Here is a 23,763-nt window from a genome sequence, read left to right on the forward strand (position 1 = left end):
TCAGGAAGGGGCTTGCGTGAGGGGATTCGTCAGACGACGGTGACGCCGAGGGCGGGGAGGACGACGGCGTCGATGTAGGAGGTGAGGAAGGCCTTCGTCGGCGGCTTGTCGTCGATCAGCGTGCGCGTGGCGAAGGCGCCGACGAGCATGTGCACGACGTAGTCGAGCGCGGGGCGGTCGGCGCGGACCTCGCCGCGGTCGACGGCCCGTTGCAGGATCCGCCGGAACTCCGCCATCTCGGGTTCGATGAGGAGTTCCTTGAACGCCTGCAGGAGGTCGGGGTTGCCATGCACCGCCATGAACAGACCGCGCATGAGCGCGGCGTTCTGCTGCATGGTGCAGTCGTCCTCCTGGGACGTGAGCGTGTGCAGGTCGCCCCGCAGGGACCCGGTGTCGATCTCGGAGACGTTGCCCGGCTTGTTGTGCCGGATCGCCTTGACCACCAGCTCCGGCTTGCCGCCCCACTGGCGGTAGAGCGTCGCCTTGCTGGACCGGGTGCGGGCCGCCACGGCGTCCATGGTGAGGGCGTCGTAGCCGACCTCCCGGAGCAGGTCGAGCACGGCCGCGTACAGCTCGGCCTCGCGCTCGGGGGTGATGCGGGAACGCCGTGTCGTGGACACCTCGGTCATCGCTGCCACCCTCCCCCTCCGAACGATACGGTTTCGTACACCTAAGACGATAGCGCACCCCACTAGCGAAACGAAACGGTTTCGTTCGTGTTCTGGGTCACGTACGCCGGTTCCCGACCACCCGGGCCCGGCACCCCGCGCCGGACGGGCGGCATGTCACGACTTGCCCCCACCAGTCCCCGGACGAAGCATGGGGAGGTGAGCTACCTGCGCCTACCGCACCTGAGCGGCGACCTGCTGTGCTTCGTGGCCGAGGACGACCTGTGGCTGGCCCCCCTCGACGCCCCGGGCCGGGCCTGGCGGCTCACCGTGGACCGCGCGAAGACCGGCCACCCCCGCTTCTCCCCGGACGGCCGGCACATCGCCTGCACGAGCTGGCGCACCCTCGTCCCCGAGATCCACCTCGTGCCCGTCGACGGCGGCGCCGCCACCCAGCTCACCCACTGGGGCTCCGGCGACACCCAGGTGTGCGGCTGGGACCCCGACGGGGTGATCCTCGCCGTCGGCTCCCACGGCGAGCCCTTCTCCCACTACACGTTCGCCCACCAGGTCCGCCCCGACGGCGACCCCGGCCGCAAGCTCCCCTGGGGCCCCTGCTCCGACATCCAGGTCGCCGACATCGACGGCGAGCGCCGCACCCTGCTGCTGACCGGCACCCCGCCGCACGAACCGGCGTACTGGAAGCGCTACCGGGGCGGCGCCACGGGCCGCCTGTGGCTGCACTGCACCCGCCTGCTCGCCGGACTCGACGGGCATCTGCACTCCCCCATGTTCGTCGGCGGCCGCATCGCCTTCCTCTCCGACCACGAGGGCGTCGGCAACCTCTACTCCTGCGCCCACGACGGCTCCGACCTACGCCGGCACACCGACCACGACGCCTTCTACGCCCGGCACGCGGCGAGCGACGGCACCCGGGTGGTGTACCAGTGCGCGGGCGACCTGTGGATCGTGGACGACCTCTCGGCCGGCTCCGAGCCCCGCCGGCTCGACGTACGGCTGTCCGGCCCCGCGGCCGGACGCCGCCGCTACCAGGTGCCGGCCGCCCATCACGTCGACGGCGTCTCCGTGGACGAGACGGGCCGCGCCAGCGCCGTCGTCGTCCGGGGCAGCCTGTACTGGCTGACCCACCGCGACGGCCCCGCCCGCACCATCACCGACACCCCCGGCGTACGGGTCCGCCTCCCCGAGATGCTGGGCTCCGTCGGGCAGGTCGCCTACGTCACCGACGCGGACGGCGAGGACGCCGTCGAGATCGCCTACCTCCCGCGCGCCACCGGCGACCGCGAGCCGCGCCGGCTGGCCTCCGGCGAGCTGGGCCGGGTCCTGGAGATGGTCGCCGACCCCCAGGGCGAACGGCTCGCGATCGCCGCCCACGACGGCCGGCTGCTGCTGCTCGACGCGACCGAGGACTCCAACGGAGAGGTCACCGAGCTGATCCGGTCCGTCAACGGACCCGTGCGCGACCTCGCGTTCTCCCCCGACGGCGGCTGGCTGACCTGGTCCCACCCCGGCATCGGCCGCTCCCTGCGCCAGATCAAGCTGGCCCGGATGAAGGACCGGCTCATCGTCGACGTCACCGACGGCCGCTTCGAGGACGAGAGCCCCGTCTTCACCCGGGACGGCCGCTATCTGGCGTTCCTGTCCTGGCGGGGCTTCGACCCCGTCTACGACGTGCACACCGGCGACCTGTCCTTCCCCCTCGGCTGCCGCCCCTACCTCGTCCCGCTGTCCTCGGCCACCCCCTCCCCGTTCGCCCTGACCCCGGAGGGCCGCCCCGCCGCCGGCGGCCTGGACCCGCTGACCGACGAGGAGGGCGGCGACCCCGGCACGACGACCGTGGAGACCGAGGGGCTGGAGAGCCGCGTCACGCCGTTCCCGGTCACCGCCTCCAAGTACTCGTCGCTGCACCCCGTCGCCGGCGGCGGACTGGTGTGGCTGCGCTGGCCGATCTCGGGCGCGCTCGGCGAGACGTTCGCCAACCCCGACGACACGACGGGCCGGCCCACCCTGGAGCACTTCTCCATCGGCAAGGCGAAGAAGACCGAACTGGTCGGCCACCTCGACTGGTTCGCGGTCAGCGGCGACGGCACCCGCCTCGTCGTCGTCGACGAGGGCGACCTGCGGGCCGTCCCCGCGAGCGAGTCCGGCGACAGCGACAGCACCGTGTGGATCGACGCCCGCCGCATCCTGCACGAGGTGGACCCGGCCGCCGAGTGGCGCCAGGCGTACGCCGAGGCCGGACGTCTGATCCGGGCGTACTTCTGGGACCCCGGGATGTGCGGCATCGACTGGGACGCGGTCCTCGGCCAGTACCGCCCGCTCGTCGAACGCGTCGCCACCCCCGACGAGTTCGCCGACCTGCTCCGCGAGGTTCTGGGCGAGCTCGGCACCTCGCACGCCTACGTCACCGCCGCCCGCCGCAACGAGGGCCCGCCGCACTACCAGCGCCGGCAGGGCCTGCTCGGCGCCAACCTCGTGCGCCGCGACGACGGCTGGGCGGTCCGGCGCATCCTGCCCGGCGACTCCTCCGACTCCAAGGCCCGCTCCCCGCTGGCCGGCACCGGCATCCGCGAGGGCGCGGTCCTCACCCACGTCGACGGGCGCCCGGTCGATCCCCGCACCGGCCCGTACCCGCTGCTGGCCGGAGCAGGCGGCACCACGGTGGAGCTGACCTTCACCCCGGCCGAGGGCGTCGCGGGCCGCGCCCGCCGCGTCGCCGTCGTCCCCCTCGTCGACGAACGGCCCCTGCGCTACCAGGACTGGGTCACCAAACGCCGGGCCGTCGTCCGGGAGCTGAGCGGCGGACGCTGCGGCTATCTGCACATCCCCGACCTCGGCGGCTCCGGCTGGGCCCAGTTCAACCGCGACCTGCGCATGGAGATGTCCCGTCCCGCGCTCATCGTGGACGTGCGCGGCAACGCGGGCGGCCACATCAGCGAACTCGTCGTGGAGAAACTGACCCGCACCATCCTCGGCTGGGACCTCACCCGCAACGCCCAGCCGGTGTCGTACGCCTCCGACGCGCCCCGCGGCCCGATCGTCGCCCTCGCCGACGAGGCGACCTCCTCCGACGGCGACATGATCACCGCCGCGTTCAAGCTGCTGCGCCTCGGACCCGTCGTCGGCCAGCGCACCTGGGGCGGCGTCGTCGGCATGACGGGCCGTCACCGCCTCGGCGACGGCACGGTGATCACCGTCCCGATGAACGCGGCCTGGTTCGACGCCTACGGCTGGTCCGTCGAGAACAAGGGCGTCACCCCCGACGTCGAGGTCCTGCGCACCCCCCTGGACTGGGCGGAGGGCCGCCACGCCCAGCTCGCCGACGCCGTCGAACTCGCCCTGGAACTCCTGGAGTCCCACCCGGCGGCGACACCCCCGGACTACTCCCACGTACCGGACCGGTCCCGTCCGGAACTCCCGCCGCGCCCGGCTTCCTAGGGGATGCACGCCAACGCGGGGCACCCACCAGAGCCGGGGGCACCCCGCGTTTCAGCGAACCGACGGACTACCGGTCGTAGTCGAGGTCGAAGCGCTCGTCTTCCTCACGCTCACGCATGCGGTCGGGCTCCTCGTCACGCTGCGGGCGCTGGGGCGGACGACCCCGCTCCGGCTGCTCCTGCGGACGGCGCTCCTGCTGCCCGTGCTGGCGCGCACGCTCCTGGAGCTGCTCGGACTTCTCCTTGAACTGGTCCTTCATGCCCATGTGGGTTCACTCCCGTAGTGGGTCGGATCGGCCCCTCGCTGGGGCCTCGACCAGATTCACACGGGCCGTGACCCTGCGCATGTCGATCAGTCACGCCGCGTAGTCCTGGCCTGTTCGTCGGCCGCACCACCCGCCCCGACCAGGCCCGTCCGCACGCCGTCCAGCCGGTCCGCGAACCGCCGCATCTCCCGCTGGCCCACCGTCCCGATGAGCGCCGGAAGATACCCGCGCACCCCCTGCATCCCGCGCAGCCACCACTGCCCGTACACATGACTGGAGCGCCGCTCGATGCCGGCCACGATCCGGTCGACCGCCGGGCCCAGCGGATACGTCTTGTTCGACGGCCACGGCAGCCGCTGCCTCAACTCCCGCATCACGTCGTTCTGATCGGCGCCACGCACCATGTCGGTGTCCGTCCACGACAGATAGCCGACGCCCACCCGCACGCCCTTGTGGCCGACTTCGGCCCGCAGGCTGTGCGCGTACGCCTCCACACCGGACTTGGACGCGCAGTACGCCGACATCATCGGCGCCGGGGTGATGGCCGCGAGCGAGGCGATCTGCAGCAGATAGCCGCGGCTCCCCATAAGCAGCGGCAGGAACGCCCGCCCGGTCACCGCCGACCCGATCAGGTTGACCTCGATGACCCGCCGCCAGGACTCCGGATCGGACTCGACGAACGGACCGCCCGTCGCCACACCGGCGTTGGCGACCACGATGTCGACCTTCCCGAACCGCTCCTTGACCTCCCGCGCCACCCGCGCCATCGCCTCGTGGTCGGTGACGTCGGCGTGCCAGTGGTCGCTGTCGCCGTGCAGCCGCTCCGACACCTGCTTGAGCTCGTCCGGCTCCAGCCCCACCAGCGCCACCGACGCGCCCCGCGCGGACAGCTTGCGCGCGAGCAGCTCCCCGACCCCGCGCGCCGCCCCGGTGACGACGGCGACCTGCCCCTCAAGGCTCACCCTGCTCATGCACCCTCCTTGACCTGCGTGACCGGCGTGACCTGCTCGGCCCGCGCGTACGTCGTGACGAGTTCGCGTATCTTCCCGGTGACCAGTTCGGGTGCCTCGATCGGCGTCATGTGCCCGAGCCCCGCGAGCTCGGTGACGCCCAGGCAGTTCGGCAGTGCGGCGGCCAGCGAGCGGGCGTGCACCGGCGGGGTGAGCCGGTCGGCCGTACCGACGACCACCGCCGCGGGGACGGTCAGCTCCCGTATGCCGTGGTCGAGATCGAGCAGGGCCAGCACCTGCGACCAGGCGTGCCGCACGGTCCGCGGGCAGGCGTGCACGATCCGCGCGCACGCCTCCACCATCTCGGGAGCCGAACGCGGGCCCATCGTCGCGTACTTGAGGATCGCCCGGGCCGCGGCCGTGACCGGCCCCAGCGGCGCCCGTGACCCGAGGAGGCGCCCGGTCAGCCAGGTCCGCGGCCGGCCCGGCCGCAGCGGCAGCACCGTCGACTCGGCGACCAGCCGCGACGCGCCCGTGCTGCACAGCAGGACTGCGGCCGCGTGCTCACGGAAGGCCGGGCGGGCGGCCGCGGCCAGCACCGTCATCCCGCCCATCGAGTGCCCGGCCATGACGGCCCGCTCACCGGGGGCCAGCGTGGCCCTCAGGACGGCTTCCAGGTCGTCGGCGAGGGCGTCCGTACTGCACGCCGCGGCGGCCGGGCTGCGTCCGTGACCGCGCTGGTCGTAGGCCACGACCCGGTGGTCCACGGCGAGTTCGCGTATCTGCGCCGCCCAGAAGGCCGTCGAACAGGTCCAGCCGTGCGCGAGCACCACGGCGGGCGCACCCTCCGGTCCGTGCACCTCCACATGCAGCCGGGCCCCGTCGGCGGACTCCACCGTCAGCTCACGGACGGGGACGGGCGGCGCGTACGGCCCCGAGGCCACGCTCGTCGGGCGGCTCACGCGGACACCTCCGCGCTCTCGCCGCTCTGCGCGCGCTCCGGCGCAGAGGCCCGGACGACGGCGTACTCCGCGAGGTCCACCCGGCGGGTGGCCCGCCGGAACTCCGCCGTCGTGCCCGGCCAGACAGTGGTGTTGCGGCCGTTGGCGTCCAGGTACCAGCTGGTGCAGCCGCCCGTGTTCCACACGGTCCGCGTCATCCGCTGCTGCACCCGCCGGTTCCAGGCGTGCACGGCGCTCGGCCGGGCGTCCAGGGCGACCCGCCCGCCGAGCACGTCGAGCTGGCGCACGAAGTCGGCCAGGTAGTTCAGCTGGGACTCGATCATCAGGATCATCGACGAGTTGCCCAGGCCCGTGTTGGGCCCGATGATGGTCATCCAGTTCGGGAACCCGGCGGCGGACGCGCCGCGCAGCGCCTCCATCCCGCCCTTCCACACCTCGGCGAGCGTCTTGCCCTCCGCACCCACCACGCGCTCGGCGATGGGCATGTCGGTGACGTGGAACCCGGTGCCGAACACGATCGCGTCGACCTCGGCCTCGCTGCCGTCGGCGGCGACGAGCGTGGAGCCCCGGATCTCGCTGAGGCCGCTCGCGACGACGTCCACGTTGGGCTGGGCGAGCGCCGGGTAGTACGAGCTGCTCAGCAGGATCCGCTTGCAGCCGATGCGGTAGTCGGGGGTCAGCTTGGCCCGCAGCTCCGGGTCCTTGATCGCACGGCCCATGTTCCGCTTGGCCAGGCCCTCGATGAAGCCCAGCTCGTCGGGGTGCTTGGTGAACGCCTGCACCTGGAGCTCCCGGATGCCCCACAGCAGGCCCCGGCGCACCCGGCTGGTGAACGGCAGCGCCCGGTGCAGCGACCGCTCGGCCCCGCTGATGGCGCGGTCCATGCGAGGCATGACCCACGGCGGGGTGCGCTGGAACAACGTGAGCCGCTCCACCTCGGGCTGGATGGACGGCACGATCTGGATGGCGGACGCGCCCGTGCCGACCATGGCGACCCGCTTGCCGCGCAGGTCGTATTCGTGGTCCCAGCGCGCCGAGTGGAACACCTTGCCCGGGAAGGAGTCCAGGCCCGGGATCTCGGGGATCTTCGGGTCGGACAGCGGCCCGGTGGCCGACACCACGAGGTCGGCGGAGAGCTCTCCCCGGCTGGTCTCGATGTCCCAGCACAGCCGCTCGCCGTTCCACGTCATCCGCTTCACCTCGGAGTCGAAGCGGATGTGCGGCCGCAGCCCGAAGGTGTCGGTGACGTGTTCCAGATAGGCCCGGATGTGCTCCTGCCCGGAGAAGGTGCGCGGCCACTCGGGGTTGGGCGCGAAGGAGAAGGAGTACAGATGGGACGGCACGTCACAGGCGCAGCCCGGATAGCTGTTGTCCCGCCAGGTGCCGCCGACGCCGCTCGCCCGCTCCAGGACGACGAAGTCCGTGACGCCCTCGCGCCGCAGCCGTACCGCCGCTCCCAGCCCGCCGAACCCGGACCCGATCACCGCGACCCGCACATGTTCGCGTTCGGCCATGCGTGTGCCTCCCTGCTCCACCGGAACCATGCCAGTGAACACTGGCATGATGGGGAGCGTAGAGGAGCGCCGTACCGACCGGTAGGGGGCGGCCGAGGAAAGTTACCCCCGGTACGAATTAAGGTGCCCGAGTGACCGAGAAGCGTGAGTACCGCATGGAGGAACTGGCCCGGCTGGCCGGCATCACGGTCCGCACCCTGCGCTTCTACCGCGAACGCAAGCTCATCCCGCCGCCCCGCCGCGAGGGCCGCATCGCCTGGTACGACGACCACCACCTGGCCCGCCTGCGCACCATCGCGGCCCTCCTGGAACGCGGCCACACCCTCACCGGCATCGCCGAACTCGCCGAGGCCCTCGACCACGGCCGCGACGTCGCCGACGTCCTCGGCGTCACCCCCACCGAGGAGGAGCCGGTCCGCCTCACCCCCGAGGAACTCGCCGCCCGCTTCGAGGGCCAGGTCACCCCCGAGAACCTCGCCGCCGCCCTCGACCTCGGCTACCTCGGCACCGACGGCGACGAGATCGTCCACATCAGCCGCCGCCTGCTCGACGTCTCCTCGGCCCTCGTCCGCGAGGGCATCCCCCTCGCCGAGGTCCTCGACGCCGGCCGCCGCGTCCGCGAACACGTCGACGTCATGGCCGACCTGTTCGCCGACCTGGTCCTGCGCCACGCCGGCGAATCCGACCTCCCCCGCCTGCGCCCCCTGGCCCGCAGCGTCGTCGAGGCGGAACTCTCCCTGGCCCTGGACCGCCGCCTGCTCAAGCAGAGCGAGCGGGACCAGCCGGGGGACTAGCTCCCGTAGACGACCGCCACCGGCGCGTGGTCCGACCAGCGCTCGGCGTGCGTGGCGGCGCGCTCGACGTACCCCTTGAGCGCCCGGCCGGCGAGCCCCGGCGTCGCGACCTGGAGGTCGATTCTCCATCCTGTGTCATTGTCGAACGCCCGTCCCCGGTACGACCACCAGGAGTACGGTCCCTCCACGTCCGGGTGCAGGGCGCGGACGACGTCGACGTAGCCGCCCTCGGACGGGTCGAAGACGCGGGTGAGCCAGGCGCGTTCCTCCGGGAGGAAGCCGGAGCTCTTCTGGTTGCCCCGCCAGTTCTTCAGGTCGGCCTTGTCGTGCGCGATGTTCCAGTCGCCACAGACCAGGACCTCGCGGCCGTCGGCGGCGGCGCGTTCACGCAGGTCCTTGAGGTGGGCCAGGAACTCGGTCATGAAGCGGTACTTCTCGTCCTGCCGCTCGGTGCCGACCTCGCCGGAGGGGAGGTAGAGGGAGGCGATCGTCACACCCGGCAGGTCGACCTCGGCGTAGCGGCCACTGGCGTCGAACTCGCTGGAGCCGAAGCCGACGCGTACCCGGTCGGGCTCGCGGCGCGTGTAGAGGGAGACCCCGGCGCGGCCCTTGGCGGCCGAGGGCGCGTGCAGGACGTGCCAGCCGTCGGGGGTGCGGACGTGCTCGGGGAGCTGCTGCGGCTCGGCCCGGACCTCCTGGAGGCACACCACGTCGGCATCGGTTCCGGCCAGCCACTCCACGAAGCCCTTCTTCGCGGCGGCCCGGAGTCCGTTCACATTCACAGAGGTCACAGTCAGCACCCCGGCACTTTACCGGCACACTGGACGCTGTCCGGTTCTGGAATGTCCCGATCTTGAATTGATATACGGTATTCAGCATGCATATTCGCCCGGTTCCCTTCGACCACCCCGACGCGGTCAAGCTCAACGACCAGGTCCAGGCCGAGTACGCCGTCCGCTACGGCGACGACGGCGACGCCACACCGCTCGCCGCGGCCGACTTCGCGCCGCCGCGCGGCCTGTACCTGATCGCGTACGACGCGCTCGGCGTCCCGGTCGCCTCCGGCGGCTGGCGCTCGCAGGACGAGAACGGCGAGGGCAACCAGGACGGCGACGCCGAACTGAAGCGCATGTACGTGGTGGAGGACATGCGCGGCCGCGGGATCGCCCGGCGCGTTCTGGCGGCGCTGGAGGACGACGCACGGGCGGCGGGACGCCGGCGGATGGTGCTGGAGACGGGGGCGAAGCAGCCGGAGGCGGTGGCCCTCTACACGTCGAGCGGCTACGAGCCCTGCGGGAAGTTCGGCTACTACCGCTTCCACGAACTGAGCCTGTGTTACGCCAAGGCGCTGTGAGACCTGGCACACCCGCGGCGGGTGATCGGGGGTCAGACCCCGGCGCCCGCCGCTTCGTCCGGGCCCGGAGACATGTCAAAGCCCCGGTCGGGATATCCCTACCGGGGCTTTGAGCTGCGTGGACCTGAGGGGATTTGAACCCCTGGCCCCCTCGATGCGAACGAGGTGCGCTACCGGACTGCGCCACAGGCCCTTGCAACGAGTGAAACTTTAGCACCCCGATCGGGGTGCTCGGAAATCCGTTGCCGGGGGCCCGGGCGACCGTGCCGGGAGGCCGTCACTCGTTGGCGGCGCGCGGCCGGTCGCCGTCCTCGTACTGGTCGAACAGCGGGGTGCGGCCCCGCTCACGGGCGCGGCGGGCGGACGCCGCCCGGCGGGCGTCGCTGCGTTCGCCCCCCTCGGCGCGGTCGTCCTCCGGCGCGGACGCGGCGGGCGCGTCGGCGGCCGGGGCCTCGTGCTCGTGGCCGACGGCGCTGGAGCGGGCCGAGCTCCACGCGTCCGGTGCACCGAGGTCGACGTCGGAGGTGGCGCGGGGGGCGACGGGCGCGGTCACGTAGGTCGGCAGCGGGACGGGTACCGGGTCCCAGCTGTCGCCGTGTCCGGGGCGCCGCTGCCGCTCGCGCTGCTGGTCGACCCATTCGGCGTGGTCGGTCTGCTCGACGAGGGCGCGCCGGTCGGCGGCGAGCGCGGACAGGTCGGTGCCGGTGTCCGGGCCGCCCTCTTCGTCGGACTCGGCGGCGCCGGGTGCGGCGTCGCCGGGTCCGCGGCGGCGGCTCTGGCGGGCGTGTTCGCGTACCCGCTGGGCGGCGGCCTCGGCCTGGCGCCGGTCCATCTGGTAGGCGAAGCGCCGGCGCTCCTGGGAGCGCAGGTAGGCGATGTACCCGCTGAGGAGCACGGCGGGGACGCCGGGTGCCCAGAGGAAGGCGAGTCCGCCGACGGCGGCGACGATCGCGCCGAGGGTGAACGCCAGGAAGAGGAGGACGGTGGTGCGCCGGCGGCGCGCGAGGACCTTCAGGCGCCGGGCCCGCGCTGCGGCCGCCTCCTCGGAGGGGGACCTCCGGGGGGCGGGGACGCGCTTGCGGGCCTGGGCTTCGGGTTCCCTGGGGGTGTCGCGGGTGGGGTCGGGGTGGGCCGGGTCCGGGCGTGCCGGTGCCTGGGCCGCCGCCGCCCCCGCCTGGGTGTGCGGACGGGTCGGGGGTACGGCGAAGGCCCGGACGTCCACCGACTCGGTGACGTCGTCCGGGTCGCCCGCGCCGGGCTCCTCCTCGCCGGTGGAGCGGGCGCGCAGGTCCTTGGCGTACCGGCGCTCCATGCCCGCCCGTCCGGACAGCAACCGGATGGCTGTGCTGAAGCGTTCCGTCGGACGGGCCTCGTTCAGCTCGTCCTGCCTACGGAGCCACATCGGCACCAGGTAGGCGGCCCAGGCCCCGACGATGACTGCGTAGATGAGGCCGCTGCTGCTCACGCCTCACACGGTAGAGGGGTTTGCGTGAGGCCATCCGCCAATTGAGCCGGTGTGTCGCACGATCTGGCTGATATTTCGAACTTTTTTTGTGACCGATGCGATCAGCAGCCTGCCGAGGCCGCGAATTTCACGCCCTCAGCCGGTCATCCAGCGATCAATTTCGAACACTTATTCAATTCCCGGGGTTACGCGGGATTCCCTTGCGTGTTCTGCGGCTTGGCCGGCGGGGTGGCCTGCGCACGGGCGCGGTGCCAGCGTCCGAGCAGTCCGTCCGGGACCTCCTCCGCCGTGAGCGCGAAGACGAGGTGGTCGCGCCAGGCTCCGTCGATGTGCAGATAACGCGGCCGCAGTCCCTCTTCGCGGAATCCGAGTTTCTCCACGACCCGGCGGCTGGGCCTGTTCTCGGGGCGAATGCAGACCTCGATGCGGTGCAGACCGACGGTGCGGAAACAGTGGTCCACGACGAGCGCGACGGCGGTCGGCATGACCCCGCGGCCCGCCACGGACTCGTCCACCCAGTAGCCGACGTGCCCCGAGCACATCGATCCCCAGGTGATCCCGGCCACCGTCAACTGCCCGACGAGGCGCCCCTGGTACTCGATGACGAAGGGCAGCATGCGGCCCGCGTTCGCCTCGGACCGCAGGTGGCGAACCATCTGGCGGTAGGTCGGCCGGTGCACGATCGGGCCGCTGGGCGTGGGCGGCGGGATCGTCGCCTCCCAGGGCCGCAGCCAGTCGCGGTTACGCCGGTTGACCTCGCGCCAGACCCGCTGGTCGCGCATCTTTATCGGCCGGAGGACGACGTCGCCGTCCCTCAGCTCGACGGGCCAGGATGGGCTGTTCAGCTCGCACCCCCACTGCTCGGTCCGGGGTGGTCGCCGCCGCGGAGCTGGTCGACGGCGTGGATCAGGAGGGGTTCCAGGACGGCCAGGCCGTCCTTCACCCCGCCGCTGGAGCCGGGCAGGTTCACGATCAGCGTGCGCCCGGCGACCCCGGCCAGGCCCCGGGACAGGGCGGCGGTGGGCACCTTGTCCCGGCCGTACGCCCGGACGGCCTCCGCGATGCCGGGGACCTCGCGGTCGATCACCGTCCGGGTCGCCTCGGGGGTGCGGTCGGTGGGCGAGATGCCGGTGCCGCCGGTGGTGACGATCACGTCGTACCCGGCCTCGACGCCGGCGCGCAGCGCCGCCTCGACCGGGTCGCCGTCCGGCACGACCCGCGGGCCGTCGACGGTGAACCCGAACCGCTTCAGGCCGTCGGCGATCAGCGGTCCGCCCCGGTCCTCGTAGACCCCGGCGGCGGCCCGGTTGGAGGCGGTGACCACGAGAGCGCGATAGGTCATGCCCGGCTCCAGTCGCCCGACTTCCCGCCCGTCTTCTGCTCCACCCGTACGTCCGTGATGACCGCTCCCTTGTCGACCGCCTTGACCATGTCGATCACGGTGAGCGCGGCGACGGTGACCGCGGTCAGGGCCTCCATCTCGACGCCCGTGCGGTCCGTGGTCCTCACGGTGGCCACGATCTCCACGGCGTCGTCCGCGACCGACAGGTCCAGTTTCACACCGGACAGCGCGAGCGGGTGGCACAGCGGGATCAGGTCGGGGGTGCGCTTGGCGCCCATGATCCCCGCGATCCGGGCGGTGGCGAGGGCGTCGCCCTTGGGCATCCCCTCGCCCCGCAGCAGCTCGACCACGCGCGGCGACACGAGGACGCGTCCGCTCGCGCGTGCCGTGCGTGCGGTGACGTCCTTCTCGGAGACGTCGACCATCCGGGCGGCGCCTGCCTCGTCGAGGTGCGTGAGGTGGTCCTGCGGGGGTGGGTTCTGCGTGCTCATGCTGGTGTGGCGCTCCCGGTCCGGGCCCGTCGCGGTGCGGCGCACGGGCCTGCTGTGCGCGACACGGTACCGCCAACCAGGGACGGTCAGCCGAGCAGGACCACGTCGACCTCGCCGCCCGGTTCGACGCTCTCGGCGTCCTCGGGGACGACGATCAGCGCGTCGGCGTGCGCGAGGGCGGCGACCAGATGGGATCCGGCGCCTCCGACGGGCCGGACCTCGCCGTCGGCGTAGGTGCCGCGCAGGAACTGCCGGCGTCCCTTGGGCGAGGTGAGCGCCTTGTCGGCGGCGAGGGTGGCCCGGGTGCGCGGCCGGTGCACGTCGGTCAGCCCCATCAGGGTGCGGATCGCGGGGCGCACGAACAGCTCGAAGGAGACGTACGACGACACCGGGTTGCCCGGCAGGGCGAGCAGCGGGGTGTGGTCGGGGCCGATCGAGCCGAAGCCCTGGGGTTTGCCGGGCTGCATGGCGAGCTTGCGGAACTCGACGCCGCTGCCGGGCTCGTCCTCGTCGCCGACGTGCGCCAGGGCCTCCTTGACGACGTCGTACGCCCCGACGCTGACGCCTCCGGTGGTGACCATGAGGTCGGCGCGCACGAGCTGGTCCTCGATGGTGTCGCGCAGCGTCTCGGCGTCGTCTGCGACGGCGCCGACGCGGTAGGCGATGGCTCCGGCGTCGCGGGCGGCGGCTGTGAGGGCGAAGCTGTTGGAGTCGTAGATCTGGCCGGTGCCGAGCGGTTCGTCGGGCTGGACGAGTTCGCTGCCGGTGGACATGACGACGACCCGGGGGCGGGGCCGCACCCGGACGGTGCCGCGACCGATGGCGGCGAGCAGGGCGATCTGCGGCGGGCCGAGGACGGTGCCGGCCCGCAGGGCGCTGTCGCCTGCCCGGACGTCGCTGCCGGCCGCACGGACGTGCGCCCGGGCCTCGGCGGGCCGGTGGATCTGCACGGTGCCGGTGGCGCCCTCGGGGGCCTGGCTGCGGGCGCGCATCCCGCTGACGGGGCCCTCGCCGAGCCCTCCGTCGGTCCACTCCACGGGGACGACGGTCTCGGCGCCGGGCGGCAGCGGGGCGCCGGTCATGATGCGGACGGCCTGGCCGGGGCCCACGTGGAGCAGCTCGGCCTGGCCCGCCGCGGCGTCCCCGACGACGTCCAGGACGGCCGGGAACTCCTCGCTCGCGCCCGCGACGTCCGCGACCCGTACCGCGTACCCGTCCATGGAGCTGTTGTCGAACGGCGGCAGGGAGACCGGCACCGTGACGTCGTCGACCAGGACGCAGCCCTGGGCGTCGAGGAGCTGCAGCTCGATGGGTTCGAGGGGGCGGACGGTGGCGAGGATGTCCTGAAGGTGTTCGTCCACGGACCAGAGCTGGTCGTGGCCTGCGGGACGGGGCGCGGCGGTGCTCAACTCGCTACATCTCCTCGGCTACGTAACTGCGAAGCCAGGTCCGGAAGTCCGGGCCCAGGTCTTCACGTTCGCATGCGAGTCTGACAATGGCACGCAGGTAGTCACCGCGGTCGCCGGTGTCATAGCGGCGGCCCTTGAAGACGACGCCGTGCACGGGGCCGCCGACCTTCTCGTCCGCGGCCAACTGCTGGAGGGCGTCGGTGAGCTGGATCTCGCCGCCGCGGCCGGGCTCGGTCTTGCGGAGTATGTCGAAGATGTGCGGGTCGAGGACGTACCGGCCGATGATGGCGTAGTTCGACGGGGCGTCGGCGGCGGCCGGCTTCTCGACGAGGTCGTGGACCTTGACGACGTCGCCGTCGTCGGTGGGGTCGACGGCGGCGCAGCCGTAGAGGTGGATCTGCTCGGGCGCGACCTCCATCAGCGCGATGACGCTGCCGCCGCGCTGCTCCTGCACCTCGACCATGCGCTGGAGCAGGGGGTCGCGGGGGTCGATCAGGTCGTCGCCGAGGAGGACGGCGAAGGGCTCGTGGCCGACGTGCGGGGCGGCGCACAGCACGGCGTGACCGAGGCCCTTGGGGTCGCCCTGACGCACGTAGTGCATGGTGGCGAGGTCGCTGGACTCCTGGACCTTGGCGAGCCGATCGGCGTCGCCCTTCTTCTGCAGGGCTGACTCGAGTTCGTAGTTGCGGTCGAAGTGGTCCTCGAGCGGCCGCTTGTTGCGGCCGGTGATCATGAGGACGTCGTCGAGGCCCGCGGAGACGGCCTCTTCGACCACATACTGGATCGCGGGCTTGTCGACGACCGGCAGCATCTCCTTGGGAGTCGCTTTGGTGGCCGGCAGGAAGCGGGTGCCGAGACCCGCTGCGGGGATGACAGCCTTGCTGATCCGAGGGTGGGACTGAGTCATGCCCGACACCTTATCCGGAGCCTTTGTATGGAATCTGAAGCTCCGGTTATTTGGCTCTCATATGAGCACATTGGGAAGGGTACGGGAGCGAGCTATGCCTCACTTCGGACAGGGCACCGAGTCTGCCAAGCGGACGTTGCGGCGGGAGTTCCTCGCGGTGAGAAGCAGGTTGACGCCGGATGACATGCGGGAATCGGCGCAGGCGCTGGCCCGGCGCGCGCTGGAGCTGCCCGAGCTCGCAGGCGCGGGCACGGTGGCCGCCTACGTGTCCGTGGGAAGCGAACCCGGCACCCTCGCGCTGCTCGACGCGCTGCGCGCGCGGGGCGTGCGCGTCCTGCTGCCCGCCCTGCTCCCCGACAACGACCTGGACTGGGGTCCCTACACCGGCCGGGACGCCCTCGTCCGCGTCCGACACGGCGGGAGGATGGCGCTCTTCGAGCCCCCCGCCCCGCACCTCGGCCCGGACGCCGTGACCGAGGCCGACGCGGTGCTGCTGCCGGGCCTGGCCGTCGACGCGCGCGGGATGCGCCTGGGTCGCGGCGGCGGCTCGTACGACCGGGTCCTCGCGCGGCTGGAGGGCGCGGGGGTCCATCCGGCGCTGGTGGTGCTCCTGTACGACGCGGAGGTCGTCGGGCGGGTCCCCGAGGAGCCGCACGACCGTCCGGTGGACGCGGTGGTGACACCGTCCGGGGTGCGCCGCCTGCCGGAGTCCTGACCGGCGCCCCCACACGCGGAACGGGCCCTCCACGCGCGCGTGGAGGGCCCGTTCCGTGTCGTCAGCGGGTCACGGCCGCAGCACCAGGGTGTCGCTGGTGGCCTTGTCGACCACCTGCTTCGAGAAGGACCAGTCGAGCAGTTCGCCGTCGGCCCACTTGTCCGTCTGGTCGGTGTAGTGGGCGTGGTAGGCGTGCCCGGAGGCGCCGGTGAGGTTGATCCACTTCGACTTGTCCAGGTCGCCGAGGTTGACGACCATCCGCATCGACGGCACCCACACGACCCCGTAGCCGCCGGCCGCGTTCCAGCCGCTCGCGTTGACCGTGGCCTCGCCGCCGCTGAGCTTCCAGGGGCCGCGGTTGAGGGCGTACTGGAGGAAGCCCGGGCCCTCGGTGCCGAGGGTCTGGTTCTTCAGGAACAGGCGGTGCAGCCGGCCCCAGCTCCAGGTGTCGATGTCCTTGCCGAGCTTCGCGGTCAGCTCCCAGCGGGCGTCGACCATGGCCCGCGCGAACAGGTCGTCGCGGTTGCGGTCGGCTCCGTCGCGGGGGCCCGCGTCCGGCGTCGTCCACCAGTCGCTGTCCGGGTCGTCCATCAGGCCGCGCACGACCTCGAACCAGCGGTCGCCGCCGTCCGGCTGCGCCTGGTCGGCGTCGCGCTCGCCGCACTCACGGACCTTCTGCACCTCGTCGGCGGGGCCGGTGGTGTTGACCGGGTCGACGTACAGGCACTGGCCCTTGACCCGCAGCTCCTTGGGCAGCTTGTTGCCGAAGGCCAGCTTCAGGATGTTGCGCCACACCGAGTTGAAGTAGGCGGCGGCCGCAGAGTCGGCGTCCTGGGTGTAGTCCCAGCCCTCCAGCAGCTCCTGCGCCTCACGGACGTCCGGGTCCGCTATGTCGATCTTCAGGAGCTGGGGCACCAGCAGCTTCGCCATCTCGCTGCTGTTGTCGAGCTGCATCTGCCGCATGTCGTCGGTGGAGATCTTGCCGCCGCCGTCGATCTTCGACTGGATCAGGTCGTTGATGCGCTGGCTGCGGGCGCCGTAGCCCCAGTCCGTGGTGAGCGTGTAGGGGTACTTCTTGTCGACGACGGCCTGGTTGGCGGTGACGATGTAGCCGCGCCCGGGGTTGTACTCGTACGGCAGCTCGTCCTGGCCGATGTAGCCGGTCCAGCGGGACCGGGGGTCCCAGCCGGGCGCCGGCACCGAGCCGTCGTAGCCCTGTGCGCGCGTGGGGATCTTGCCGGGCAGCGTGTAGCCGATGTTGTCCTCGCGGTCCGCGTAGATCAGGTTCTGCGAGGGGACGTCGAAGAGGGCGGCAGCGGAGCGGAAGTCCTTCCAGTTCTTCGCCTTGTCCATGGCGAAGACGGCGTCCATGGTGGTGCCCGCGTCCAGGGCGGTCCAGCGCAGCGAGATGCCGTAGCCGTCGCCGCGGTCGGGGGCCGCGGTGTCCACGGTGGCCTTCTTGCCGACCTTGACGAGCTCGGAGCTGCGGTCGGACAGCAGCGGGCCGTTCTTCGTCGTGCGGACGACGATCTTCTTCGGTTCACCGCCGGCGACCTTGATCGTCTCCTGGCGGGCGGTGAAGGGCACCGTCTTGCCGCCGTACAGGTAGCCGTCGCCGGACAGCTTCTCCAGGTACAGGTCGGTGACGTCGACGCCGGAGTTGGTCATGCCCCAGGCGATGTCCTGGTTGTGGCCGATGACCACGCCCGGCATGCCCGCGAAGGTGTAGCCCGCCACGTCGTACTGGCAGGAGGCGGAGACCGCCCGGCAGTGCAGGCCCATCTGGTACCAGACGGACGGCAGCGAGGCCGACAGGTGCGGGTCGTTGGCCAGCAGCGGCTTGCCGGTGATGGTGTGCTTGCCGCCGACCACCCAGGAGTTGGAGCCGATGCCGTTGCCGTTCACGCCGACGGCGGTGGGCAGCCCGTCCAGGACGTCCTGGAGGCCGGCCAGCTGGCTCTGCAGGCCCGTGGTGCCGGACGCGCCGGAGGTCCCGGCCGTGCCGCCCACGCCGGTGGCGCCGCCCGTGGCGTCCTGCGGCCCGTACGTCTTGGTGACCTCGTCGTAGCCGCCGGTCCGCACGATCGGCTTGTTCCGGCTGTACGGGTACTGCGGGTACAGCTCGGCGATCTGCTTGGGGCCGAGGCGGCTGGTCATCAGGGCGCGGTCGATCTCGTCCTGCATGTTGCCGCGCAGGTCCCAGGCCATCGCCTTCAGCCAGGCGATCGAGTCGACCGGCGTCCACTGCTCGGGCGCGTAGTCGTTGGTGAAGCCGAGCGCCGCGTACTCCAGGGAGATCTCCGCGCCGTCCTTGCCCGCCAGGTAGGCGTTGACACCCTTGGCGTACGCCTGGAGGTACTTCTTGGTGGCGGCCGACAGCTTGGTGTCGTACTCCTGCTTCGCGATCCGGTCCCAGCCCAGGGTGCGCAGGAACTCGTCGTTGTCGACCTGTCCCTTGCCGAACATCTCCGACAGCCGCCCGGAGGTCATGTGCCGGCGGACGTCCATCTCCCAGAACCGGTCCTGCGCCTGCACGAAGCCCTGCGCCATGAACAGGTCCTCGTCGGAGGAGGCGTAGATCTGCGGGACGCCGTAGCCGTCCCGCTTGACGTCGACCGGCCCGGACAGGCCGTCGAGCGTGATCGAGCCCTTCGTCTGCGGGAAGGACGCGCGGACGGTGCTGATGGACCAGTAGGCACCGCCGGTGACACCCGCGATGACGGCCAGCACCAGGACCAGGACGAGCAGACGCGCTCTGCGCCCCTTCTTCCTGCCGGACTTGCCGGGCTGCTGACCCGTGGAGGCGGTGGTGTTGGGGGGCATCGCTGTCCTTGCTGTCCTAACGCGAGCGGCAGACGGTCCTGGAGTGCTGGAGCAACCATAGGCGCAGGGCCCGGTCGGACTTGACGCGGAGTGGGCAACCCGAGCGGACGGACGTTCGATCATGCACCCATGACCGTCAAGAAATCGTCAAGAGTTAGGTAAGGTAACGAAGTAGTTGGGTGCGGAGCACCACCACTTCGTGTCCTATGTTCATGAGCCCCCGCGCGCGTACACGTGGGCCAGGGAAGGGAACGGCCGCTGACTGTCCACGACCTCAACCAGCTTCTGCTCGTCTGCTCGCTCGTGCTGCTCAGCGCCGTCGCGGCGGTCCGCATCTCCTCGCGCAGCGGCCTCCCCAGCCTGCTCGTCTACCTGGGCATCGGCGTCCTCATGGGGCAGGACGGCATCGGCATCCGCTTCGACGACGCCGAGCTCACCCAGGTCATCGGCTACGCCGCGCTGGTCGTGATCCTGGCCGAGGGCGGACTCGGGACGAAGTGGAAAGAGGTCAAGCCCGTCCTGCCGGTCGCCTCGGCGCTGGCGACGCTGGGCGTCACGGTCAGCGTCGGCGTCACCGCGTCGGCCGCGCACTACCTGGTCGGGCTGGAGTGGCAGCAGGCCCTGATCATCGGCGCGGTGGTCTCCTCGACCGACGCCGCCGCCGTGTTCTCCGTGCTGCGCCGCATCCCGCTGCCCTCGCGGGTGACCGGCACCCTCGAAGCCGAGTCCGGCTTCAACGACGCCCCCGTCGTCATCATCGTGGTCGCCCTCTCCCACCGCGGGCCGCTGGAGCAGTGGTACGTGCTGGTGGGCGAGATCGGGCTGGAACTGGCGATCGGCGCGGCCATCGGACTCGCCGTCGGCTGGCTCGGCACCCTGGGTCTGCGGCACGTCGCGCTGCCCGCCTCCGGCCTGTACCCGATCGCCGTCATGGCCATCGCCGTCACGGCCTACGCGGCCGGGGCCATGGCTCACGGCAGCGGATTCCTCGCCGTCTACCTCGCCTCGATGATGATGGGCAACGCGCGCCTGCCGCACTGGCCGGCCACCCGCGGTTTCGCCGAAGGACTCGGCTGGATCGCGCAGATCGGGATGTTCGTCCTGCTCGGACTGCTGGTCACCCCGCACGAACTGGGCGACGACATCGTGCCCGCCCTGATCATCGGCCTCGCGCTGACCATGCTGGCGCGCCCGCTCAGCGTCATCGCCTGCCTCACCCCGTTCGGGGTGCCCTGGCGGGAGGAGGCCCTGATGTCCTGGGCCGGCCTGCGCGGCGCCGTGCCGATCATCCTCGCGACGATCCCCGTCGTGAGCGGCGTCGAGGGCAGCGAGCGCATCTTCAACATCGTCTTCGTGCTGGTCGTCGTCTACACCCTGATCCAGGGGCCGACCCTGCCCTGGCTCGGCCGCAAGCTGAGCCTCGGGCAGGGCCCGGAGGCGGCCGACCTCGGCATCGAGTCGGCGCCCCTGGAGCGCCTCGGCGGGCACCTGCTGTCGTTCGTCATCCCCGAGGGCTCGAAGATGCACAACGTCGAGGTCGCCGAGCTGCGCCTGCCGCCCGGCGCCGCCGTCACCCTCGTCGTCCGCGACGGAAAGTCGTTCGTCCCGCAGCCGGCGACCGTGCTGCGGCACGGCGACGAACTCCTCGTGGTCGCCACCGACCCGGTGCGTGACGCGGCGGAGCGGCGGCTGCGCGCCGTGAGCGCCGGCGGCAAGCTGGCCGGCTGGCTGGGCACGGACGGGCTGAGCCGCTCGTAGGGCCGTTTCACCGGGCCTGTCCCATGCCTTCCGGGGAAGCGCAGGCGGGGGGCCGGGACGTGCTGGCTTTCACAGGATCACCGGACGAACGCCCTGTACAATGCAGGTGACCCAGATCGAACCAACTCTGCCTGACGCAGAGCTGGCGCGACCGTATGGCGGCCGGGACGCCCCTCCTCATCGTGGGCGCCGGTATCTACCGCAGTTCCGCGCAAGAGGACAGCTCTCGGCGCCGCCCCCACCGGGGTGCCGCGCTACCAGGCGGCAGAAAGGCACGGGCCGTGGCATCCACGGTCACCGGAGAGCCGTCGAAGGAATCGGCCTCCACCCGCCCGGGATACGGACAGCTGCTGCGCACCCGCGGCGCCTGGACGTTCCTGCTCCCCGGCTTCGCGGCACGCCAGCCGTTCGCGATGCTCACCATCTCCATCGTGCTGCTGGTCCAGCACACCACCGGCTCCTACGGCGCGGCGGGCGCCGCCGCGGCCGTCACCGGCGTCTCCATGGCCGTCTTCGCGCCCTACAGCGGCCGTCTCGCCGACCGCTACGGGCAGCGCGCCGTGCTCGTGCCCGGTGTCCTCGTGCACACGGTGTCCGGGCTGACGCTGACCGCCCTCGCCCTCGCCCACGCGCCGCTGTGGGCCCTGTTCGCGGCGGCCGTGCCCACCGGTGCCTCGGTGCCGCAGGTCGGGCCCATGGTGCGGGCGCGCTGGGGCGTTAAGCTCCAGGACTCACCCCTGATGACGACGGCCGCCGCCTTCGAGTCCGTCACCGACGAGCTGACCTTCGTCGTCGGACCGCTGCTGGCCACCGCCCTGTGCACGGCCGTCGACCCGGCCGCCGGCCTGGTCACCGAGGCCACGCTCACCCTGGTGGGCGGCCTGCTGTTCGCCGCGCAGCGCGGCACCCAGCCGGCCGTCACCGGCGGCGGGCACACGCGTGTGGAGCACGGCTCCGCGCTGCGCGTCCCCGGGGTGCGCGTGCTGATCGTGACCTTCCTCGGCATCGGTTCCGTCTTCGGCGGCATGCAGGTCTCGCTGGCCGCCTTCACCGAGTCGATCGGCCGCCCCGGCCTCAACGGCGTCCTGTACGGCACCTTCGCGGCCGGCAACATGCTCGCCGGGCTCGTCTGCGGCGCCATCGCCTGGAAGGTCGCGCCGCAGCGCCGCCTCCTCGTCGGGTACGCCGCGCTCGCGCTGGCCGCGTCCGGACTGTGGGCCGCGCACTCGGTCCTCGTGCTGGCCGCCCTGGGCCTGCTGGTCGGCATGTGCATCGCGCCCTCCCTGATCACCGGCTACACGCTGGTCGAGAGCCTGGTCCCGGCCGGGGCCCGCACCGAGGCGTTCACCTGGCTGACCGGTGCCGTCGCGCTCGGCCAGGCCGCGGCCGTCACGGTGGCCGGACAGCTGGAGGACCGCCTGTGGGGCGGAGCCGGTTTCCTGGTGCCGATGGGCGGCACACTGCTGGCTCTGACCACCCTCGTCGCCCTGCGCTCACGGCTCTCGGCGCGGGCCGCCGGCCGGACGGTCGCACGTGGCGTGGGTCACCGCGTGCCGGTGGCAGTGGACTGAGCGGCCGGAATACGTCACTATGGATCGTCGTTAGCACTCATCGAGTGAGAGTGCCAGGAGGAAGACAGTGCCGACCTACCAGTACCAGTGCACCGAGTGCGGCGAGGGCCTCGAGGCGGTGCAGAAGTTCACCGACGACGCCCTGACCGAGTGCCCCAACTGCCAGGGCCGCCTCAAGAAGGTCTTCTCCGCGGTCGGCATCGTCTTCAAGGGCTCCGGCTTCTACCGCAACGACAGCCGCGGCTCCTCGTCGAGCAGCTCGCCGGCGTCGTCGAAGTCGTCGACCTCCACGTCGTCCGACTCCTCGTCGTCGTCCTCCTCGTCCTCCTCGGACAAGAAGGCGTCGAGCACCGGCACCTCCTCCAGCAGCTCCGCCGCGTAGCGCGCACCATTTCTTACGGGACCCTGTCGTCGTACGGCGACGGGGTCCTCGGCGTGTCCGGGGGGCGTCGGGGGCGGTTAGGGTGCGGACATGGCGAACAAGGTGAACGTCGAGCTCGGCGTGATCGGCGGCTCCGGTTTCTACTCCTTCCTCGACGACGTGACAGAGGTCCAGGTCGACACCCCGTACGGACCGCCCAGCGACTCCCTCTTCCTCGGCGAGATCACCGGCCGACGGGTCGCCTTCCTCCCCCGGCACGGCCGCGGCCACCATCTGCCGCCGCACCGCATCAACTACCGCGCCAACCTGTGGGCGCTGCGCTCCGTCGGCGTGCGCCAGGTGCTCGGCCCGTGCGCGGTCGGCGGTCTGCGGCCCGAGTACGGCCCCGGCACGCTGCTCGTGCCGGACCAGCTGGTCGACCGCACCAAGTCCCGGGTGGGTACCTACTTCGACGGGCTGCCGCGCCCCGACGGCACCGTGCCCAACGTGGTGCACGTGTCACTGGCCGACCCCTACTGCCCCACCGGCCGCGCCGCCGCGCTGAAGGCCGCGCGCGGACGGGACTGGGAGCCGGTGGACGGCGGCACCCTGGTCGTCGTGGAGGGGCCCCGCTTCTCCACGCGCGCCGAATCGCTGTGGCACCAGGCGCAGGGCTGGTCCGTGGTCGGCATGACGGGCCACCCCGAGGCGGCGCTCGCCCGTGAGCTGGAGCTCTGCTACACCTCGATGACCCTGGTCACCGACCTGGACGCGGGCGCGGAGACCGGTGAGGGCGTGTCCCACGACGAGGTGCTGCGCGTGTTCGCGGCCAACGTCGACCGGCTGCGCGGGGTCCTCTTCGACGCGGTGGCGGCCCTGCCGTCGAACGACGAACGGGACTGCCTGTGCGCCGGGGCGCTGGGGGGGATGGATCCGGGGTTCGTGTTGCCGTAGGGCGTGTCTACGGGGGGTGCCCGGGAGGCGTCGGCCTTGGGGGGCGTTGGTCTTGGGGGGC

21 protein-coding genes and 1 tRNA gene are annotated in these 23,763 nt (G+C 72.1%); 8 read left to right on the top strand and 14 right to left on the bottom strand.

The genetic code is table 11. The features are described 5' to 3' along the window. Positions 1-29: 29 nt before the first annotated feature. A complete protein-coding gene (locus ADL34_RS27900) occupies positions 30-629 on the bottom strand; it encodes a TetR/AcrR family transcriptional regulator (protein WP_062668480.1) in 600 nt (199 codons plus the stop codon). A 198-nt stretch (positions 630-827) separates the two neighbouring features. On the opposite strand from ADL34_RS27900, the gene ADL34_RS27905 reads away from it, so the two are divergent. Further along, positions 828-4,067: a S41 family peptidase gene (locus ADL34_RS27905; RefSeq protein ID WP_062668481.1), complete on the top strand. Its 3,240-nt coding sequence runs from the start codon at positions 828-830 to the stop codon at positions 4,065-4,067. Between the two features lie 67 nt (positions 4,068-4,134). Here ADL34_RS27905 and ADL34_RS27910 read toward each other — a convergent pair whose 3' ends face one another. The 4 genes from ADL34_RS27910 to ADL34_RS27925 all read right to left on the bottom strand — a co-directional run bounded on the left by ADL34_RS27910 (position 4,135) and on the right by ADL34_RS27925 (position 7,758). Further along, complete coding sequence (locus tag ADL34_RS27910) at positions 4,135-4,326, bottom strand: hypothetical protein (RefSeq protein WP_306299654.1); 192 nt, start codon at positions 4,324-4,326, stop codon at positions 4,135-4,137. A gap of 92 nt (positions 4,327-4,418) precedes the next feature. Beyond that, positions 4,419-5,303, bottom strand: coding sequence for an SDR family oxidoreductase (locus ADL34_RS27915; protein WP_062668483.1), 885 nt, complete (start codon positions 5,301-5,303; stop codon positions 4,419-4,421). Then, positions 5,300-6,244: an alpha/beta fold hydrolase gene (locus ADL34_RS27920; RefSeq protein ID WP_062668484.1), complete on the bottom strand. Its 945-nt coding sequence runs from the start codon at positions 6,242-6,244 to the stop codon at positions 5,300-5,302. The genes ADL34_RS27915 and ADL34_RS27920 overlap by 4 nt, the downstream gene beginning before the upstream one ends. Next, positions 6,241-7,758 (bottom strand): flavin-containing monooxygenase, encoded by a 1,518-nt coding sequence (locus ADL34_RS27925; protein WP_062668485.1) that lies wholly within the window; start codon positions 7,756-7,758, stop codon positions 6,241-6,243. Before ADL34_RS27925 ends, ADL34_RS27920 begins: the two co-directional genes overlap by 4 nt. A gap of 155 nt (positions 7,759-7,913) precedes the next feature. Here ADL34_RS27925 and ADL34_RS27930 point away from each other — a divergent pair, with 155 nt between their 5' ends. After that, positions 7,914-8,552, top strand: coding sequence for a MerR family transcriptional regulator (locus ADL34_RS27930; RefSeq protein ID WP_062668549.1), 639 nt, complete (start codon positions 7,914-7,916; stop codon positions 8,550-8,552). Here the strand turns inward: ADL34_RS27930 and ADL34_RS27935 are convergent. Further along, positions 8,549-9,352 (bottom strand): exodeoxyribonuclease III, encoded by an 804-nt coding sequence (locus tag ADL34_RS27935; protein WP_062668486.1) that lies wholly within the window; start codon positions 9,350-9,352, stop codon positions 8,549-8,551. The genes ADL34_RS27930 and ADL34_RS27935 overlap by 4 nt on opposite strands. A 77-nt stretch (positions 9,353-9,429) precedes the next feature. Here ADL34_RS27935 and ADL34_RS27940 point away from each other — a divergent pair, with 77 nt between their 5' ends. Beyond that, positions 9,430-9,906 (top strand): GNAT family N-acetyltransferase, encoded by a 477-nt coding sequence (locus ADL34_RS27940; protein WP_062668487.1) that lies wholly within the window; start codon positions 9,430-9,432, stop codon positions 9,904-9,906. Between the two features lie 119 nt (positions 9,907-10,025). On the opposite strand, the gene ADL34_RS27945 is transcribed toward ADL34_RS27940, so the two are convergent. From ADL34_RS27945 to galU, 7 genes are all read right to left on the bottom strand, one after another. Then, positions 10,026-10,099, bottom strand: a tRNA-Ala gene (locus ADL34_RS27945). A gap of 84 nt (positions 10,100-10,183) precedes the next feature. After that, positions 10,184-11,371, bottom strand: a complete 1,188-nt coding sequence (glpR, locus tag ADL34_RS27950) for a gephyrin-like molybdotransferase receptor GlpR (protein WP_062668488.1) — start codon at positions 11,369-11,371, stop codon at positions 10,184-10,186. 185 nt (positions 11,372-11,556) lie between these two features. After that, a complete protein-coding gene (locus ADL34_RS27955; protein WP_062668489.1) occupies positions 11,557-12,153 on the bottom strand; it encodes a GNAT family N-acetyltransferase in 597 nt (198 codons plus the stop codon). Positions 12,154-12,212: 59 nt separating this feature from the next. Next, positions 12,213-12,713 carry a MogA/MoaB family molybdenum cofactor biosynthesis protein gene (locus ADL34_RS27960; protein ID WP_062668490.1) on the bottom strand — a complete coding sequence of 167 codons (501 nt, stop codon included), beginning with the start codon at positions 12,711-12,713 and terminating at the stop codon, positions 12,213-12,215. Continuing rightward, positions 12,710-13,204, bottom strand: coding sequence for a cyclic pyranopterin monophosphate synthase MoaC (gene moaC, locus ADL34_RS27965; RefSeq protein WP_062668491.1), 495 nt, complete (start codon positions 13,202-13,204; stop codon positions 12,710-12,712). Before moaC ends, ADL34_RS27960 begins: the two co-directional genes overlap by 4 nt. Positions 13,205-13,290: 86 nt before the next feature. Next, the gene (gene glp / locus ADL34_RS27970) at positions 13,291-14,613 is read right to left on the bottom strand and encodes a gephyrin-like molybdotransferase Glp (RefSeq protein ID WP_062668492.1); all 1,323 of its coding nucleotides are present in this window, start codon (positions 14,611-14,613) and stop codon (positions 13,291-13,293) included. A gap of 4 nt (positions 14,614-14,617) precedes the next feature. Beyond that, complete coding sequence (gene galU, locus ADL34_RS27975) at positions 14,618-15,520, bottom strand: UTP--glucose-1-phosphate uridylyltransferase GalU (protein WP_062668493.1); 903 nt, start codon at positions 15,518-15,520, stop codon at positions 14,618-14,620. A gap of 94 nt (positions 15,521-15,614) precedes the next feature. On the opposite strand from galU, the gene ADL34_RS27980 reads away from it, so the two are divergent. Continuing rightward, a complete protein-coding gene (locus ADL34_RS27980; RefSeq protein ID WP_062668494.1) occupies positions 15,615-16,235 on the top strand; it encodes a 5-formyltetrahydrofolate cyclo-ligase in 621 nt (206 codons plus the stop codon). A gap of 69 nt (positions 16,236-16,304) precedes the next feature. Here the strand turns inward: ADL34_RS27980 and ADL34_RS27985 are convergent, their stop codons facing one another. Next, complete coding sequence (locus ADL34_RS27985) at positions 16,305-19,058, bottom strand: penicillin acylase family protein (RefSeq protein ID WP_062668495.1); 2,754 nt, start codon at positions 19,056-19,058, stop codon at positions 16,305-16,307. 234 nt (positions 19,059-19,292) lie between these two features. On the opposite strand from ADL34_RS27985, the gene ADL34_RS27990 reads away from it, so the two are divergent. From ADL34_RS27990 to ADL34_RS28005, 4 genes are all read left to right on the top strand, one after another. Next, positions 19,293-20,816 (top strand): potassium/proton antiporter, encoded by a 1,524-nt coding sequence (locus ADL34_RS27990; RefSeq protein WP_062668496.1) that lies wholly within the window; start codon positions 19,293-19,295, stop codon positions 20,814-20,816. A 281-nt stretch (positions 20,817-21,097) separates the two neighbouring features. Then, a complete protein-coding gene (locus ADL34_RS27995; RefSeq protein WP_062668497.1) occupies positions 21,098-22,387 on the top strand; it encodes an MFS transporter in 1,290 nt (429 codons plus the stop codon). Positions 22,388-22,454: 67 nt separating this feature from the next. Further along, positions 22,455-22,769 (top strand): FmdB family zinc ribbon protein, encoded by a 315-nt coding sequence (locus ADL34_RS28000; protein ID WP_062668498.1) that lies wholly within the window; start codon positions 22,455-22,457, stop codon positions 22,767-22,769. 90 nt (positions 22,770-22,859) lie between these two features. Then, entirely contained in the window at positions 22,860-23,702 is an 843-nt protein-coding gene (locus ADL34_RS28005; RefSeq protein WP_062668499.1) for an S-methyl-5'-thioadenosine phosphorylase, read from the top strand. The last annotated feature ends 61 nt before the right edge of the window (positions 23,703-23,763 follow it).

It is taken from the genome of Streptomyces sp. NRRL WC-3605, from assembly GCF_001509795.1.
Taxonomy (GTDB): domain Bacteria; phylum Actinomycetota; class Actinomycetes; order Streptomycetales; family Streptomycetaceae; genus Streptomyces; species Streptomyces viridochromogenes.